19 protein-coding genes and 1 pseudogene are annotated in these 16,379 nt (G+C 72.7%); 12 read left to right on the top strand and 8 right to left on the bottom strand.

Annotation, left to right across the window (positions count from 1 at the left end; translation table 11 throughout):
- The first annotated feature begins 207 nt into the window (after positions 1–207).
- Positions 208–456, top strand: coding sequence for a DUF2630 family protein (locus ACIRFL_RS36710; protein WP_404037755.1), 249 nt, complete (start codon positions 208–210; stop codon positions 454–456).
- Here ACIRFL_RS36710 and ACIRFL_RS36705 read toward each other — a convergent pair.
- From ACIRFL_RS36705 to ACIRFL_RS36690, 4 genes are all read right to left on the bottom strand, one after another.
- A complete protein-coding gene (locus tag ACIRFL_RS36705) occupies positions 444–1,160 on the bottom strand; it encodes an HAD family hydrolase (protein WP_404037752.1) in 717 nt (238 codons plus the stop codon). The genes ACIRFL_RS36710 and ACIRFL_RS36705 overlap by 13 nt on opposite strands.
- A 9-nt stretch (positions 1,161–1,169) precedes the next feature.
- Complete coding sequence (locus ACIRFL_RS36700) at positions 1,170–1,880, bottom strand: phosphatase PAP2 family protein (RefSeq protein ID WP_404037750.1); 711 nt, start codon at positions 1,878–1,880, stop codon at positions 1,170–1,172.
- A gap of 43 nt (positions 1,881–1,923) precedes the next feature.
- Complete coding sequence (locus ACIRFL_RS36695; protein WP_404037747.1) at positions 1,924–2,859, bottom strand: M56 family metallopeptidase; 936 nt, start codon at positions 2,857–2,859, stop codon at positions 1,924–1,926.
- A gap of 107 nt (positions 2,860–2,966) precedes the next feature.
- Complete coding sequence (locus tag ACIRFL_RS36690; RefSeq protein WP_404037745.1) at positions 2,967–3,509, bottom strand: DUF5134 domain-containing protein; 543 nt, start codon at positions 3,507–3,509, stop codon at positions 2,967–2,969.
- A 192-nt stretch (positions 3,510–3,701) separates the two neighbouring features.
- Here ACIRFL_RS36690 and ACIRFL_RS36685 point away from each other — a divergent pair, with 192 nt between their 5' ends.
- Positions 3,702–5,414 (top strand): FUSC family protein, encoded by a 1,713-nt coding sequence (locus tag ACIRFL_RS36685; protein ID WP_404037742.1) that lies wholly within the window; start codon positions 3,702–3,704, stop codon positions 5,412–5,414.
- A complete protein-coding gene (locus tag ACIRFL_RS36680; protein ID WP_404037739.1) occupies positions 5,411–5,977 on the top strand; it encodes a MarR family winged helix-turn-helix transcriptional regulator in 567 nt (188 codons plus the stop codon). Before ACIRFL_RS36685 ends, ACIRFL_RS36680 begins: the two co-directional genes overlap by 4 nt.
- A 138-nt stretch (positions 5,978–6,115) precedes the next feature.
- Here the strand turns inward: ACIRFL_RS36680 and ACIRFL_RS36675 are convergent, their stop codons facing one another.
- Positions 6,116–6,508, bottom strand: coding sequence for a VOC family protein (locus ACIRFL_RS36675; RefSeq protein WP_404037736.1), 393 nt, complete (start codon positions 6,506–6,508; stop codon positions 6,116–6,118).
- A 305-nt stretch (positions 6,509–6,813) separates the two neighbouring features.
- Between ACIRFL_RS36675 and ACIRFL_RS36670 the strand changes: the two genes are divergently transcribed.
- Positions 6,814–7,353 carry a GNAT family N-acetyltransferase gene (locus tag ACIRFL_RS36670; RefSeq protein ID WP_404037734.1) on the top strand — a complete coding sequence of 180 codons (540 nt, stop codon included), beginning with the start codon at positions 6,814–6,816 and terminating at the stop codon, positions 7,351–7,353.
- Positions 7,354–7,356: 3 nt separating this feature from the next.
- Here ACIRFL_RS36670 and ACIRFL_RS36665 read toward each other — a convergent pair whose 3' ends face one another.
- Positions 7,357–8,040, bottom strand: coding sequence for a glycerophosphodiester phosphodiesterase (locus ACIRFL_RS36665; RefSeq protein ID WP_404037731.1), 684 nt, complete (start codon positions 8,038–8,040; stop codon positions 7,357–7,359).
- Between the two features lie 449 nt (positions 8,041–8,489).
- Here ACIRFL_RS36665 and ACIRFL_RS36660 point away from each other — a divergent pair, with 449 nt between their 5' ends.
- The 5 genes from ACIRFL_RS36660 to ACIRFL_RS36640 all read left to right on the top strand — a co-directional run bounded on the left by ACIRFL_RS36660 (position 8,490) and on the right by ACIRFL_RS36640 (position 13,108).
- On the top strand, positions 8,490–9,887 hold the full coding sequence (locus ACIRFL_RS36660; protein ID WP_404037728.1) for a DUF6421 family protein: 1,398 nt from the start codon (positions 8,490–8,492) through the stop codon (positions 9,885–9,887).
- 41 nt (positions 9,888–9,928) lie between these two features.
- Positions 9,929–10,681 carry an SDR family NAD(P)-dependent oxidoreductase gene (locus ACIRFL_RS36655; protein WP_404037839.1) on the top strand — a complete coding sequence of 251 codons (753 nt, stop codon included), beginning with the start codon at positions 9,929–9,931 and terminating at the stop codon, positions 10,679–10,681.
- Positions 10,678–11,751, top strand: coding sequence for a threonine aldolase family protein (locus tag ACIRFL_RS36650; protein WP_404037836.1), 1,074 nt, complete (start codon positions 10,678–10,680; stop codon positions 11,749–11,751). The genes ACIRFL_RS36655 and ACIRFL_RS36650 overlap by 4 nt, the downstream gene beginning before the upstream one ends.
- 81 nt (positions 11,752–11,832) lie before the next feature.
- Positions 11,833–12,405: a transglutaminase domain-containing protein gene (locus tag ACIRFL_RS36645; protein WP_404037725.1), complete on the top strand. Its 573-nt coding sequence runs from the start codon at positions 11,833–11,835 to the stop codon at positions 12,403–12,405.
- Positions 12,406–12,415: 10 nt separating this feature from the next.
- On the top strand, positions 12,416–13,108 hold the full coding sequence (locus ACIRFL_RS36640) for a B3/4 domain-containing protein (RefSeq protein ID WP_404037723.1): 693 nt from the start codon (positions 12,416–12,418) through the stop codon (positions 13,106–13,108).
- A 171-nt stretch (positions 13,109–13,279) separates the two neighbouring features.
- Here ACIRFL_RS36640 and ACIRFL_RS36635 read toward each other — a convergent pair whose 3' ends face one another.
- Together ACIRFL_RS36635 and ACIRFL_RS36630 are read right to left on the bottom strand one after the other, a co-directional pair.
- Complete coding sequence (locus ACIRFL_RS36635) at positions 13,280–14,008, bottom strand: lysophospholipid acyltransferase family protein (RefSeq protein WP_404037720.1); 729 nt, start codon at positions 14,006–14,008, stop codon at positions 13,280–13,282.
- 176 nt (positions 14,009–14,184) lie between these two features.
- Positions 14,185–14,613, bottom strand: a complete 429-nt coding sequence (locus tag ACIRFL_RS36630) for a DUF4395 domain-containing protein (RefSeq protein ID WP_404037717.1) — start codon at positions 14,611–14,613, stop codon at positions 14,185–14,187.
- Between the two features lie 74 nt (positions 14,614–14,687).
- On the opposite strand from ACIRFL_RS36630, the gene ACIRFL_RS36625 reads away from it, so the two are divergent.
- The 3 genes and pseudogenes from ACIRFL_RS36625 to ACIRFL_RS36615 all read left to right on the top strand — a co-directional run.
- On the top strand, positions 14,688–15,101 hold the full coding sequence (locus ACIRFL_RS36625; RefSeq protein ID WP_404037833.1) for a TlpA family protein disulfide reductase: 414 nt from the start codon (positions 14,688–14,690) through the stop codon (positions 15,099–15,101).
- A 208-nt stretch (positions 15,102–15,309) separates the two neighbouring features.
- Positions 15,310–15,820: pseudogene (locus ACIRFL_RS36620) on the top strand (flavin reductase family protein).
- 218 nt (positions 15,821–16,038) lie between these two features.
- On the top strand, positions 16,039–16,379 hold a 341-nt coding region (locus tag ACIRFL_RS36615), incomplete at its 3' end, for an electron transfer flavoprotein subunit beta/FixA family protein (protein WP_404037714.1).

Genomic DNA, 16,379 nt, shown 5'->3' with positions numbered 1-16,379 from the left:
TACTCAACGCAGCAGGCCCGGCCGACGTACGGGCCTGTCCTGGGCTGCCGTCCGTCCGGGGCGACGCGGGGGATCGCCTCGGCGGGCGGCGCACACCGTCCGGCGCTTCCCGCACGAGGGGGCCGCTCCCTTCCGGTGGCCGGCTCGCACAGCCGCCCGCCCGTCCCTACAGTGGGCACGGGCGACGAGCCGAGGAGGCGGGCGGAGATGGACCAGGACCGGCGGATACTGGCCAGGATCACCGAGATGGTCGACGACGAGCGCAAGCTGCGGGAATCGCTCGCGTCCGGCGAGATCGACGGTGCCACGGAGCGGCGGCGGCTCGGCGAACTGGAGCGCGAACTCGACCAGTGCTGGGACCTGCTGCGCCGGCGCCGGGCCAAGTCCGAGTTCGGCGAGAACCCCGACGAGGCGCGGGTACGGCCGTCGTCCCAGGTCGAGGACTACCGGGGCTGAACCGGCCGGCCGGGCCGGCCCACCAGGTCCAGCACCGGCAGCAGCGCGTCCGGCCGCTCGGCCACCGGCAGATGGTCCACGAAGTGCACCCGGCAGCCCAGCGCCGCTGCGCCGCCGTCCGCCGGCCGGCTGTCGCCGACCATCAGCGCCTTTTCCGGTTGCGTGCCAAGCGCCTCGCAGGCCACGGAGAACAGCCGCGGGTCCGGTTTCTGGACGCCGTGCTCGTACGACAGGACGTACGCGTCCACGTAGGCGTCCAGGCCGTGTGCGCGGAACACCGGACGCAGGTCCCAGCCGATGTTGCTGACCACGGCGACGGGGACACCGCGCTCCTTGAGCGTGCGCAGCACCTCGGCGGTGTCCGGGTACGGGGACCAGGCGTCCGGGGACATGTGCCGTTCGTACAGCGCGTCGTGCAGGCCGTCATCGGGCAGCGGCACCCGCCGGGACAGGCCCGTGTAGGCCGCCCGGTGCAGCTCGGCGCTCTCGTCGCGGACGGCCCACACCCCGGCCAGGTCCTCGGGCAGCCACGCCGGGGCCGCGCCGCCCGGCAGCGCACCGGCCGTCTCCAGCGCCCGCGCCGTCTCGGTCAGCTCCGGTTCGGTCAGCGTCACGGCCGCCCCGGCGAGGACGGCCCGCAGCCACGACTCGGTGGACTCGACGCGAAAGAGGGTCCCGGAGAAGTCGAACAGCACGGCAGACATGCGGTGATCTTACCGGTGCGCAGGGTCCGTTCCGCCGCCCCGTTCCAGGCCCCTCGTGTGCACAAGGGCCGCGAGCGCTACAACCAACCCGCCGAGCAGCCAGCCGCCCAGCACGTCCGAGGGCCAGTGCACGCCGAGCCACACCCGGGTCAGCCCGGCGCCGAGCACACAGACCGCGGCCACGGCGGCGGCCGTGCGCCACAGGATCCGCCCCGCGCCCAGGCGGCGCAGCAGCCACAGCAGCAGCCCGCAGACCACCGTGGCGGTCATGGCGTGCCCGGACGGGAAGGCCGCGTAGTGCGCCGAGTCGACGGGGTCCGGCCAGACGGGCCGGGGGCGGCCCACGGCGGCCTTGAGGGACTGCTGCAGCGCCGTGCCCAGCGCGCAGGCCAGCACCAGCCACAGCGCCGTCCACCAGGCCCTGCGGCGCCACACCAGCCATCCGGCCGCCGCCGCGCAGACCAGGCGCATGGTCAGCGGGTCCCAGACCCAGTCCGTGAGGATCCGCGAGACGCGGGTGAGGCCGTGCTCCGCGACCGCCCAGCGGTGCGTGGTGCGGGCGATGTCACCGTCCAGCGAGACCAGCGGGCGCCACTCGGCCGCGACCAGGGCGAGCAGCACCGCGGAGCAGGCCGCCAGGGCGAGGGCGACGCGGGTCGTGCGGGCGGCGGCGCGGTGGTCCGCAAGGCGGGGCGGGGACTTCGTGGAGGTTCGGCGCATGGAGTGATCTTCGCGGACGCGGGGCGCGGTCGGGCGGACCGGGTCAGCGAAGCGCCCGCAGCCCCGGCACCAGCGTCACCAGCACCGGGATCACCGGCACCAGCGCCGCCGCGGCGGTCAGGCGCAGCCGGCGCATCGCGGTGAGCCGGTCCGGGGGCGAAAGCAACCGGTGCACGCGCTGCGGGACATGGGCCTGTGCGGCGGGGCCGGGGCCGAACACCCCGCGGTCCTCGTTGAGTTCGACGAGGGCCAGCGCCGTGGTGAGCCGGCCGAAGCGACGCGATGCCATGTCGTCGGCGGCCAGTTCGACCAGCCGGTGCATCTCGTCGCGGAACGCGGCGAACACCGGCACCTGCGGGAAACCGTCCGCGAGCGCGTCCGAGCAGTGCAGCAGCCAGTCGTGCCGGGCCGTGGCGTGACCCTGCTCGTGGGCGAGCACGGCATCCAGTTGCCGCCCCTTCAGACGGCGCAACGCGGCCGTGGTGACGACGAGTTGCGGTGCCGCGCCGGGCAGCCACCAGGCGTCGGGCCGCTCGCCCTCCAGGACGACGAGCCGGCCGCCCGCCGGTTCCTCGCCGGGCAACAGCGGGGAGCGCACGAGGAGTTCGGCCCGGCGCCGGCGCCGCCGCGCCCGGGCCCGCAGCACCTCGCGGACCAGCATCGCGCCGCTCCACAGGCCCGCGCAGGCCAGCGTCACCGCGGTCGCCGCCGCCCAGGGGCCGGCCGCGCCGAGGGCGTAGGCGTCGACGACGGCGCGCGGTGCCGGGGCGAAGACATGCCCGCGGACCGCCTGCCAGGCGGCGGCCGCGCTCAGCGTCATCGACAGGACGCAGCACAGCAGTACGGCCGCCACGACGCACTGCCACACCCACAGGGCGACCACCGGTTCCCGGTCCGGCCAGTCGGCCCGCGCGAGCAGCCGGGGGGCGACGACGGCGGTCAGCGCGCCGAGCAGCAGCAGTGCCGCGGGGACCATCATGGTCAGCAGCCTATGAGCGGCGGGCCGCTCAGGGGTACGGTCCGCCGCCGCAAAGTGACGCAGGCAACGTCTCCGCCCCGGCGTCGGGGCGCGCTCCGGGTTCCGGGTCAGAGCGTCAGCAGCATCGCCACCATGCCGATGGCCATCGACAACCGGCAGGCCAGCGCCAGTTCCGGGCGGTCGCCCCAGCCGGGGCCGCCGCCCGCCGCCGCGGCGACCGGGACCAGGCGCACGCCCGACAGCAGCACATAGCCGGTGAAGTAGAGGAGCAGCGGCCCGGTCACCAGGGGGACCCCGCCGCCGTGCGCGTGGTGGGCGGAGCCGGGGGCGGTGGCCATCACGGCCGCCATGTAGACCATCGCGGCGGCGCCCACGGCATGGTGCAGATGGTGCGGTCTGTCGCGCGCCGCCCACAGGGCGCGCAGCCCGGCCGCGCCGAACACCGCCGCGTACCCGGGCCACGCCCAGGAGGGAGGGGTGAACACCGTGGCGGGCACGGCCATCGCCGCCATGCCGAAGCCCATGAGCGCTTCGCCGCCCGCCGAGCGCCGCTGTTCCGGCACGGCGCTGCGCATCCGCAGCAGGCAGTAGGCGCCGGTGAGCGCGCACAGCGCGACCAGCAGCCAGCCCGGTGAAGCCGGTCCGTGCACACGCGCCTCCCCGTTCCCGGTCCCCGTCCGGCGCTCGCCGCGCCGTCGAGGGTGCGATGCCCCCGGCACGAGGCGCGCACGCAAGCGCAAAGGCGTACACGGGGAGCATTCGGCAGAGCACAGCAGGTGAGGCGGGGCGGTCCTCCGGAAGCGCATATGATTTACGAGTAAAACACATGCTAAGTTAGTGGGATGAGCAGTGCGACCCCCACCCGACTTCCCCTCGCCGGGGTGCTGCGCCTCGGCCGGCCGTCCGACATCTGGTTCAAGCCCGCGCTCAGCGCGGTCGCCGCGGCCGGCCCGCCGAACCTGACCCTGCTCGCGCTCGGCCGCCTCGACCTGGCCATGTACACGATGGCCGGGTCCCTGTGCGCGCTCTACGCCCACAACCGCCCCTACGCCGCCCGCGCCCGGGCCCTGGCCTGGGTGGTGCTCGGCATGACCGGCGGCCTCGCGGTCGCCCTCGTCGCCGCCTCCCTGACCACCGACCCGGTGGTCCTCGTCACCGTCGGCGCGCTGCTGGCCGCGGTGCAGAAGACGTTCTGCGACGCGACCCGCATCGGCCCCCCGGGGAACGTGATCCCGACCTTCATCAGCTCCGCCTCGCTGTTCGCCCCGCAGACCCTCGGCCAGGTCCCCGGCCACGTCGGCCTGGCGCTTGCCGCGGGCGCCCTGGCCTGGCTGGTCGGCATGGCACCGGGACTGCTGCGCCCGCACGGCCCCGAGCGGCGCGCCACCGCCCACGCCCTGCACACCGCCGCCGGCTACGCCGCCACCCGCGGCACCGGCGACGGTCATACGGCGGCCAGGGCCGCGGCGGCCGCCGCCGTGCGGAGCGCCTGGCAGTCGCTGCTGTCCACCGGGGCCCGCGCCGACCGCACCCGGCGCGCCCTGGAAGGCCTCGTCGTCCGCGCCGAGGTCGCGCTCGCCGCACCCGCGGACGCCGACCCGGACCAGCTGCGCGCCTGGGCCCGCGCGCTGCGCGGCACCGGGCGCGTGCCGCGGGCCGGCCTGTCGGCGGCGGGCGAAGAGAAACTGCTCGGCGTGGCCGCCGAGAGCGCCGCCCCGCACCGCCCGCTGCGCCGCAGGCTCGCCCCGCTCGTCCCGCTCGCCGTCCGCACCGCCCTCGGCTGCGCCCTCGCCGGCTACGCCTCCCTCGCCCTCGGTGTCGGCCGCCCCTACTGGGCCCTGGTCACCGCGGCCTCCCTCTACCAGGCCAATCTCGCCCTCACCTGGCGGCGCGGCGTCCAGCGCGTCGTCGGCAACCTCGTCGGTGTCCTGGTCTTCGCCGCGGTCGTGCCCGTCGCGCACCTGCACCCGCTGGCCCTGGTGCTGTGCTGCCTCGCCTGCAACTTCGGCGCCGAGGCACTGATGGGCCGCAACTACTGGCTCGGCAGCGTCTGCGTCACTCCGATGGCGCTGCTCATCACCGAGTTCGCCCGGACCCAGGACTCCGCGGAACTGATCACCGACCGGGTCCTTGACACCCTCGTCGGCGCCCTGGTCGGATTCGCGGCGGCCGTCGTCGTCACCAACCGCCGTGCCGGCGACCGCGTCGAGCACGCGCTGACGGCCGTCGAGCGGGCCAGGGAACGCGCCGCGCGGCTGCTCGCCGAGCCACGGCCCGCGCCCCGCGACCTGGAGACCGCCCGGCACGCGCTCGCCGCCGCCCTCGCCGACCTGCGGGCCACGGTGGACGCCGCGTCCGGCGAGTGGTGGCAGCGGGCCCTGCCCCAGGAGCGGGTCGTGCTCGCCGAGCGGTCGGGACACCGTACGCTCGCCGCGACGGTACGGCACCAGGGGCCGCACGCCGGGGCCGGCCCGAGCGCCGAGCGGACGGCCGGGCAGCCGGGCGCGGTGCCGCGGACCGGCACGACAGCGACAACGGAGGACGGACGGTCATGACGGCGACCAACGGACGACCCGCGGCCGGGTACGACACGGCGGGCGGCAGCAACGCGGCCGGCGGCGACACGGTCGCCGCGGTCGTCCGGCAGTGGCGGACCGTCCATCCCGACCTGGACACCGGACCCATGGAGGTGATCGGCCGCATCAACCGCTGCGCCGCCCTGCTCCAGCAGGCCGAGGACGCGCCCCTGCGCCGGGCCGGCCTCAGCCGCCCCGAGTTCGACCTGCTCGGCGCGTTGCGCCGCACCGGGCACGAGCTGACCCCGAGCGAGCTGGCCCGGGAGACCTTCTCCTCGGGCGCCGCCGTCACCAAACGCCTCAAGCAGCTGACCGAACGCGGCCTGGTCGAGCGGCGCGGCGACACCCGTGACCGCCGCGTCGCCCATGTCCGCCTCACCGACTCCGGACGGGCCCTGGTCGACGGCATCCTGCCGGAACAACTCGCCTACGAGACGGCCGTCCTGTCCGTCCTCGCGCCCGAGGGGCAGGGCGAACTGGCCGGACTGCTCGCCGAGTTGCTGAGCCGTCTGGAGGGCCGCATGGGCGCCCTGCGCGCCTGAACACCCGGTCACCGCGGCTCGCTCCGCTGGGAATGCCGCGATGTGCCGTCGGTCGTCTGCGGCTCCGTTGTGGCTGGTCGCGCAGTTCCCCGCGCCCCTGCGGGGCGCTTTGACCGCAGCGGACCTCACTGGGCCTGCTCAGATCCCCGGTCGGTACCGCAGGGGGTGGTCCGCGGGTACCTGGACCAGGACGATGGGGACGCCGTCCGGGTCGGCGATCCACGTCTCGATCAGGCCCCACGGCTCCCGCACCGGCGGGCGGACGATCTCCACGCCCTTCGCGCGCAGCTCCGCGTGCGCCGCCGCCGCGTCCTCGACCTGGAGCCACAGCTGCAGCGCCGGGGAGGGCGGGGTGTCGGACCGCCCGGACACCTCCAGGAAGCCGCCGCCGAGGAAGTAGACCGTCCCGCGCTCCGGACCCGTGCCGAACTCGCGGTAGACGGCGAGCGCCAGCTGTTCGCCGTAGAAGACCCGGGAACGCTCGGGGTCGGTGGGCCGCAGAAGCGTCCGACTGCTCAGTACATGCACCATGCGCCCGCACCCTAGGCCCTGCCGCGGGCTCCCCGCCCGCGACGCGACGCACACCACCCGCGCGTCGAGCGGAACCGGCGACGCGTGGCGTGGCGGGCGGAACCGGCGACGCGTGGCGTGGCGGGCGGAACCGGCGACGCGTGGCGGGCGCGGCGACGGTGCCGGCGACCGGGCCGCAGGCAGCGGCGATGACTGACGCCGCGGGGACCGGCATCGGGCGGACGACGGGGGGCCGGCGACGGGGTCTCGTGGCGGGGTTACCCTCGTGCGAGCCGTGCCGCGTCCCAGATCGGAGACCCCTGCCCATGGACACCGCCGCCACCGGACTCACCTTCCGCGACGCCACCGACGCCGATGTCGACGTACTGGTCGCGCTGATCGAATCGGCGTACCGCGGCGAGGCCAGCCGGGCCGGGTGGACCACCGAGGCGGACATCCTGGCGGGTCAGCGCACCGACCCCGAGGGCGTGCTGGACGTGATCAAGTCGCCCGACAGCAGGTTGCTGACGGTGTGGCGCGAGGGCCGGGCTGTCGCCTGCTGCCAGCTCGAACACCGCGGCGACCACGCCTACTTCGGGATGTTCGCGGTCAGCCCCGGACAGCAGGGAGCGGGCCTTGGCAGACTGGTCCTCGCGGAGGCGGAGCGGCAGGCCCGCGAGACCTGGGCCGTCACGGAGATGCACATGACGGTGATCTCCGTGCGCGAGGATCTGATCGCCTGGTACGAGCGCCGCGGCTACCGCCGTACGGGACGGATGACGCCGTTCCCGTACGGCGACGAGCGCTTCGGCGTCCCGCTCCGCGACGACCTGCGGTTCGAGCTGCTGGTCAAGGAACTCGGCTGACGCTCACGCCGTGAACCGGCCGGTGCGCTTGATCTGGGGGTAGTCCGTCGTCGCGCCGTCCAATTCCAGGGCCCGCACCAGCCGCAGGTGTTCCTGGGTGTTGACCACCCAGCCGATGATCCTGAGGTCCGCCCTGCGGGCGTGTTCCACGACTTCCAGGGTGAGCCGCCGGATGTCGAGGCACACCGTCGCGGCACCGGCGTCGACGGCGCGGGCCACGACGTCCGTGCCGTAACGGCCGGCGATCAGCGCGGTGCGCACGCCCGGCACCAGCCGTGCGATCTCGGTGATCGCCTCGTCGTGGAACGAGGAGACCTCCACCCGGCGGGCCAGGTCCCGCCGGAGCAACACGTCGGCCAGCGCGCGGGCCGCCGCCACGTCCTTGATCTCGGCCTGCAGGGGCGCCTTCACGGCGTCCAGGACCTCCTCGAACACCGGGACGCGCTCGCCCCGGCCCGCGTCGAGCGTGCGCAGCTCGGCGAGGGTCTTCTCGGCGATCGGGCCGGTGCCGTCGGTCGTGCGGTCCACCTCCGCGTCGTGCATGACGACGAGGGCACCGTCCTTGCTCAGGTGCAGATCGAGTTCGATGGCGTCGAGGCCGGCCTGCTGGGCGGCGACGAAGGAACGGAGGGTGTTCTCGGGCTCGACACCCATGACTCCGCGGTGACCGATGGTAAGGAGGTTCAAGGTTCGACTCGCTTTCCGTCGACGGCGGCTCGGCACACGCGCGGACCGGACGGACGCCGTCGTCCACGCGGGCGGAATCGCAGCCTAACCGCCGGGTCTGCCGTTGAACCCGCGCGTACACGGGGGATCGGGGTGACGGGCGGCGCGGTTCCCGGCCCGTACCCCCGGGTGGCCGTCACCCTCGCGTGGGCGCGTCCACCACGCGGTTGACCCGCAGGACCCCTGCACCACGCCTCCGCGCCCCCGCACCGCGCCCCCGCGCCATCGACTCCGCACCCGTGCGCGGAACCGCCGCGTGAAGCGGAAGCGGGCGTCAGCACGGTTCGAAGCAGGAAAAACGCCGGTGACGACGAGGTGCCGCAGGATAATTTCCCGATGATCCTCTTGCTAGGGGAAACCGCCCATGCATACGGTGTCCATACGCGAGGTTCTTTCGTGGAGGATGGGACATGACGGAAATTCTTGTGCAGGCGGGTGTGGGGGAGCAGGTTTCTGCGGCGCCCAGGGTGGTCGAGCACCCGGCGTGGCCCGTGCTCAAGGATGCCGTGGAGCGGATCCGGCCCTGGCAGTCCAAGGACGGGTCGATCGACTTCGACGCGGAGGGCGCCCCGGACCCGGCCGACGCCGCGGCGGCCGTGCGCGGCGTCATCGGCGCCGTCGAGCAGCTGTCCCCGCTGCTGCCGCACGACGCCGCCTACCACCGTGCGCTCGTCCAGGACCTGCGCCGCTGGGCCGACGACGGCTTCCGGGTGCCCGACTTCCTCGACTCGCTGCTGGCCTTCCAGCCCGCCGCACAGCGCGCCGACGGCCTCCAGCACCTGGTCGTCTTCCCGATGTACACGCAGAACGGCAACCCCGACCGCAACCTGGAGGCGGTCGTGCTGCGCATGGTCTGGCCCGACTGGCTGGCCGAACTGGAGCGCACCCGTTACGACAACCCCCTGTTCTGCGGCATCACCTTCGAGGACTTCACCGCGGGCTACGACACCAACTCGGCCGTCCTGTTCCCGGAGACCATCGCCGTGCGCGAGGCGCCGGAACGGTTCTCCTGGGGCGGCATCTTCTGCGACCGGGAGGCCGCACGCTTCCGCCGCGTGACCGCGGCGGCCGTCGACCTGCTGGGCCTCGAACTGCCCGCGGACATCGCCGCGATGGTCCACGACCAAAAGCGCTGCGAGGAGGCCTTCGTGCTGTGGGACATGGTGCACGACCGCACCCACAGCCACGGCGACCTGCCGTTCGACCCGTTCATGATCAAGCAGCGGCAGCCGTTCTGGATGTACGGCCTCGAAGAGCTGCGCTGCGATCTCACCGCCTTCAAGGAGGCCGTGAAGCTCACGACCGACGGCGTCGCACAGGCCCGGGACGTGCAGTACGCGGTGCTCTTCGACCGCATGTTCCGCTTCCCGGTCACCGGCGAGCGCGTGCGCAACTACGACGGCCTCGGCGGCCAGCTCCTCTTCGCCTACCTGCACAAGCACGACGTCGTCCGCTGGACCGACAACAAGCTCTCCATCGACTGGGAGCGCGCCCCGCAGGTCACCAACCAGCTGTGCGCCGAGATCGAGAAGCTCTACCGCGACGGCATCGACCGCCCCAAGCTCGTCCACTGGTTCGCCGGCTACGAACTCGTCTCCGCCTACCTCGCCCCGCACCCGGGCTCCAAGTGGGCCAAGGGCCCGGACGCCCTCGATCTGACCCTGCCGCCGCGCAAACTCGTGGACGACGTGCTTCCGGACGAGTTTCCGCTGAGCATGTTCTATGAGGCGTTGTCCAAGAAGCTGAAGAACGTGATCGCCTCGACCCGGGGCATCACGGGGGACGGCGCCGAGCGGGTCGCCGCGTGAGCGACCGTACCGTAGAGGCCCGGCAGGCTCAGGAGGCGAAGATGGGGAACGGCAACGGGGAACTGAGCGGCGCGGTCATCGCGGTGGCGGGCGCGGGCGGACCCGCCGGCCGTGCGGCGCTGCGCAGGCTCGCCGAGGCGGGGGCGACGGTCGTCGGAGCGGACAACGACCCGGAGCGGCTTTCGGAGGCCGTGGACGCGGCCCGCTACGCCTCCGGCGGCGCCAGGGTCATCGGCGACACGGTGGACCTGCTCGACCTGCAGTCCACCCGCGACTGGGCCACCCACATCGAGAAGGACTTCGGCCGGGTCGACGGACTCGTGCACCTCGTCGGCGGCTGGCGCGGCAGCGAGACCTTCACCAAGACCAGCCTCGACGACTGGGACTTCCTCGAACTGCTGCTCATCCGCACCGTGCAGCACACCTCGCTCGCCTTCCACGAGGCGCTGCAGCGCAGCGAGCGCGGCCGGTACGTACTGATCAGCGCCGCCGGTGCCAGCAGGCCCACCGCGGGCAACGCGGCCTACTCCGCCGCCAAGGCCGCCGCCGAGGCATGGACGCTGGCCATGGCCGACTACTTCCGCAAGACCGGGGGCGCCGAAGGGCCGACGGCGGCGGCTGTCATCCTGGTGGTGAAGGCGCTGGTGCACGAGGCGATGCGCGCCGAACGCCCCAACGCGAAGTTCGCGGGCTTCACGGACGTCGGGGACCTGGCCGAGGCCATCGCCGAGATCTGGCGGAAGCCCGCCGCCGAAGTGAACGGACACCGTCTGTGGCTGACCGAGAAGCCGTGAACCCGCCGAGGACCGACGCCCGTCGCCATCACGACCCGCAGGTCCGCGGTTTCGCCAGTGACAACTACGCCGGGGCGCATCCCGAGGTGCTGGCGGCCCTGGCGCTGGCCAACGGCGGTCACCAGGTCGCCTACGGCGAGGACGCCTACACCGAGAACCTTCAGCGGATCGTCCGCAGCCACTTCGGGCCCACGGCGCAGGCATTCCCGGTCTTCAACGGCACCGGCGCGAACGTCGTCGCGCTCCAGGCGGTCACCGACCGCTGGGGCGCGGTGATCTGCGCCGAGAGCGCGCACATCAACGTCGACGAGGGCGGCGCCCCCGAGCGGATGGCGGGACTGAAGCTGCTCACCGTGCCCACGCCGGACGGCAAGCTCACTCCGGAGCTGATCGACCGGCAGGCGTACGGCTGGGAGGACGAGCACCGGGCGATGCCGCAGGCCGTCTCGATCACCCAGAGCACGGAGCTGGGCACCGTCTACACGCCCGGCGAGATCCGCGCGATCTGCGAGCACGCCCACGGGCACGGCATGACGGTGCACCTGGACGGCTCCAGGCTGGCCAACGCGGCGGCCTCTTTGGACGTGCCCATGCGGACCCTGACCAATGCCGCAGGCGTCGACATCCTCTCCCTGGGCGGGACGAAGAACGGTGCCGTGTTCGGCGAGGCGGTCGTCGTCATCAACCAGGACGCGGTGCGCCGCATGAAGCACGTGCGCAAGATGTCCATGCAGCTCGCCTCCAAGATGCGTTTCGTCTCGGTGCAGTTGGAGGCGCTGTTCGCCAAGGACCTGTGGCTGCGCAACGCGCGGCACGCCAACGAGATGGCGCAGCGGCTCGCCGAGGGCGTGCGCGCGGTGCACGGGGTGGAGATCTGCCATCCGGTGCAGGCCAACGGCGTCTTCGCCCGGCTGCCGCACCAGGTGGGCGAGCGGCTGCAGAAGCGGTTCCGGTTCTACTTCTGGGACGAGGCGGAGGGCGTCGTGCGCTGGATGTGCGCCTTCGACACCACCGAGGAGGACGTGGACGCGTTCGTGGCCGCGCTCAAGGAGGAGATGGCTCACCAGTAGAGCGGCCAGGCTATGCATAGATATGCGGTCACCTGAAAAGTCATTGACTGACGGGTGATCGCATTCCTATGCTCTGCGGGCATGGAGCTGATCCAGAACACGCCCGACCTGTCCGCCTATCTGGCCGCGGACGAGGTCATCGACCATGACCACCCGGTGGTGCGCGAGACGGCCGCCCGGCTGGCCGCGGACGTCCCGGACTCGTATGCCTATGCGCGAGCCGCCTTCGAGTTCGTACGCGACACGATTCCGCACTCCCACGACGCCGGCGATCCGCGGGTCACCTGGCGCGCCTCCGACGTCCTCACGCTGCGCACCGGCATCTGCTACGCGAAGGCGCACGCGCTGGCCGCGCTGCTGCGGGCCGAGGACATCCCCACGGCGCTGTGCTACCAGAAGCTCGACGTGGTGCACGGGCTGGTCGCCGTCCGGTTCAACGGGGCGTGGCACCGGCAGGACCCGCGCGGCAACAAACCCGGCGTCGACGCCCGGTTCTCCCTCGACGGCGAACGGCTGGCCTGGACGCCCGATCCCGAGTCCAATGAGTTGGACTACCCGGTCCTGTATGCTGAACCTCACCCGGCTGTGTTGCGTGCCCTGAAGGCCGCGCCCGACCGGGACCACCTCTGGAAAACCCTCCCCACCGCACTCTGAGGCGAGGCAGATGACTCTCACGCTCACCGTGTCCGACGAGGTGCGCGCCCTCGCGCCCGGTTTCCGCCACGTCGCCATCGAGGCGCACGACCTCGTCGGCGGGCCCAGCACCGAGGCGACCTCGGCGCTGCTCGACGACGCGGCCCGCCGGCTCGCCGCCCGCCTGGCCGGGCGCGCCCCGCACGAGGACCCGCACATGGCGGCCTGGCGGGAGGTGTACACGGCGTTCGGCGCCAAACCCTCCCGCACCCGCAACTCGGCGGAGGCACTGGCGAGGAGAGCCCTGTCCGAGTCCGGCCTGCCCCGGATCAACCTGCTCGTCGACCTCTACAACGCCGTCAGCGTCGCCCACCTGATCCCCGTGGGCGGCGAGGACGCCGAGCGCATCGAGGGAGCCATGCGGCTCGTGCGCGCCACGGGCGAGGAGGACTTCGTGACCGTCGCCGGGGGTGAAGAGGTGGTCGAGCACCCGGACGCGGGCGAGGTGGTGTGGCGCGACGACGCGGGCGTGACCTGCCGCCGCTGGAACTGGCGCCAGGGTCCCCGCACCCGGCTCACCGAGCGGACGGACTCCGGTGTCTTCCTGCTGGAGGGCCTGGCCCCGATGCCGGTCACCGCGATCGAGCGGGCCGCCGCCGAACTCGCCGAACTCCTGGAGAAGTTCAGCCCTGGCGCCTTGATCACCCTCGACACGACTCGCTGAGCGCGTTGCGCTCCGCGTTGCGCTCCGCTGGGTGGGGCGTGGTCTGTTGTCTGTTGGGTGCGGCGTCGTTGTGGCTGGTCGCACAGTTCCCCGCGCCCCTTTGGGGCGTCTGGGCGGCGGACGTTCGTTGAGTGCTCGGAGCGCCCCTTTGGGGGCGCTGCTGTCCGGGGGTCAGTGGGCTTCGGCTGCGCGTAGTTGTTCCTGGGTGGGGGCCGTGCCGCCCAGGTGGGCCGGTAGCCACCAGTGGTCGTCGGCGCTCCTCGGGCGGCCCGGGTAGGCGCGCTGTGCGGCCTCCAGCAGATCCTGGACCCGCTCGCGCAGCCGGCGCGTGATCGCGCCCGCGTACTGGTCGCGGGGCGCCTCGATCCGCTCGCCGACCCGGACGGTGACCGGCAGATGGCTGCGCCTGAAGTTGCGCGGGTGGCCCTTGGTCCACAGCCGCTGGGTGCCCCACACGGCCATCGGAACCAGCGGGACGCCCGCCTCCTGGGCGAGGCGCGCGGCGCCCGACTTGAAGCTCTTCAGCGTGAAGGACTGCGAGATCGTGGCCTCCGGGAACACCCCGACGATCTCGCCGGACCGCAGCGAGTCCAGCGCGTGCGCGTACGCCGCCTCGCCCTGTCCGCGGTCCACCGGGATGTGCTTCATCCCGCGCATCAGCGGCCCGGAGACCTTGTGCCGGAAGACGGACTCCTTCGCCATGAAGCGCACGAGCCGCTTCTGCGGCAGGGCCGCCAGCCCGTTGAAGATGAAGTCCAGATAGCTGATGTGATTGCTCACCAGCACGGCGCCGCCCGAGCGCGGGATGTTCTCCGAACCCTTGCAGTCGATCTTGAGGTCCCAGACCTTGAACATCGTCTTGGCGAAACCGATGACGGGACGGTAGACCAGCTCTGCCATGGGTGGGACGAACCCTTCCTGCTCTGCCAGGGATAGGCGCTCCCGGCGGACAAGTTACGCAGCCGTAGGTTTACGGCGTCTCGCAGATCGTGCCCGAAGAACGGACGGGGAGCCAGCCCTGGTTCCCCGACGCGGCGAGATTCTCGTCACGTCGGCGGAGCGGTCACCTCGGCTTTTCACGCCCCCCTGCGCTCCGCGCGTACGCCGATGCGCCGCAGCAGCAGAAACAGCTCGCACCCCAGGCAGTAGCCGAACACCGCGTTCAGGAAGGCGGCGGCGAGCGCCGCGCCGGTGGCCAGGAGCCCCAGCCAACTGGGGCCCAGCGTGTACCCGACGAGGCCGAGCCCGGCGAAGACGAGCCCCACCGCCTGGGCGAACCGCGGCGGTTCGGGCGCCTCGAACGCGGTCGGCGGCCCGATCCGCGGGCGGACGGCCCGGCGGAACAGCAGGCCGTACGGCGACCTGTTCACCCCGCCCGCCGCACCCAGCGCGAACGCCAGCGTCTGCCAGGCCAGCAGCCAGGCGCTCCCGGTGATCAGCACGACGGCCAGTACGGCCGCCGTCAGGGCCGCCCCGAAGCGCGGCCCCCTCACGTCGATGTCCATGGATCAAGCATTCCGCAGTCCGGACAGGTACGGGAGGCGGGAATCTTTGCAGTCTCGTGAACGCTGCCCAAGAGATGACCGGAGTGATGGTGTGCGCGGCGGTGCTCGCGGCGGCGAGCCTCTACGGAGTACTGCACAGGCGGCGGAGCGGGAGAGTGCGGATGCGCGGACGGGACGAGGGGAAGCGGCTCGGGGCGGCCGAGCTGGGCGGCGAGTTCGGCGAACGGGCGACGCTCGTGCAGTTCTCCAGCGCCTTCTGCGCGCCCTGCCGTGCGACCCGGCGCGTCCTCGGCGAGGTGGCCGACATGGTTCCCGGCGTGGTCCACCTGGAGATAGACGCGGAGTCCCGGCTGGACCTCGTACGGGAACTCGGCATCGTCAAGACCCCCACCGTGCTCGTCCTCGACGCGGACGGCCGTGTGGTGCGGCGGGCCGCCGGGCAGCCGCGCAGGGCCGATGTCATCGCGGCGCTGGGAGAGGCGGTGTGACGGCCGTGCCGGTGACGGTGAGAGGTCTCCCATGTGCTCGGACGTTCTTGACTGCGCGTACCATCCATCGTCAGTCTGACCGCATGGGCACGGAACTCCTTCTCTTCGGGCGCGCGCACATCGACCTGGCGCGCACCGCGAGCGCGCGCTGTCCGGGCTGTTGAGCAGCCACCGACCCGCTCGTCCCCTTTCCGAGAAGGACAACTCCATGACGGCCACGCCCGACCTCGGTACCGCCCGGCTCGCCTCCCCCGATCTGCTGCGCTCCGCCTTCCGGCAGCACGCCGCCGGAGTCGCGGTCATCACCGCCCGCGGGGCCCTCGGTCCGGTCGGCTTCACCGCCACCTCGCTGACCTCCGTGTCGGCCGAGCCCCCGCTGCTCTCCTTCGGGTATCGGCACCGGCGCCTCCAGCTGGCCGGCGATATCCGAGACCGGCCACGTCGGCGTCCACATACTCGGTGAGCACCAGCACGAGCTGGCCGCGACCTTCGCCCGCAGCGGTGCCGACCGGTTCGGCCCGGCCACCGTCTGGCGCGAGGGTCCCGAGGGCGTGCCGGTGCTCGGCGGAGTGCTCGCCTGGCTCGTCTGCCGGGTCGTGGGGCGAGTGCCCGCCGGCGATCACCGCATCGTGCTCGCGCAGGTCGAGCGGGGCGATGCCGCCGGGGCCGGCCGCCCCCTCCTGTACCACCAGGGCGGCTTCAACGCGCTCAGGGACTGACCTCTCTGCGCTCCTTGGGCGAAGGCGTCCGGGTCCGGTTACGCTGCGTTGCGAAGGTCACAGTTCAAAGCGCTTGCTCAGTGGGAACGAACTGAGTGTACTGACGAGTAATATCTGGTGGGGAGCGCGCGGACGCCCCGACCGGGATCGGCCGCTTCAGGCGCCTATGCTGCCTGCAAGAGGCAGCCCAGAACAGACGATGCAGTAGGAGAGCCGGCGTGAGCTTGAGGATCGTTGTCACTGTGAAGTATGTGCCTGACGCCACGGGCGACCGGCACTTCGCCGATGACCTGACCGTCGACCGGGACGACGTGGACGGTCTGCTCTCCGAACTGGACGAGTACGCGGTCGAACAGGCGCTGCAGATCTCCGAGAACTCCGACGACGACGTAGAGGTCACCGTGTTGACGGTGGGTCCGGAGGACGCCAAGGACGCGCTGCGCAAGGCGCTGTCCATGGGTGCCGACAAGGCGGTCCATGTCGAGGACGACGATCTGCACGGCACCGACGCGATCGGTACTTCCCTGGTGCTGGCGAAGGCGATCGAGAAGGCCGGTTA

Origin of the sequence: Streptomyces sp. NPDC102462, assembly GCF_044765425.1 — a bacterium.
Lineage (GTDB): Bacteria > Actinomycetota > Actinomycetes > Streptomycetales > Streptomycetaceae > Streptomyces.
The sequence above is the reverse complement of the archived record's forward strand: the minus strand, read 5'-3'. Positions and strand labels throughout refer to the sequence as shown.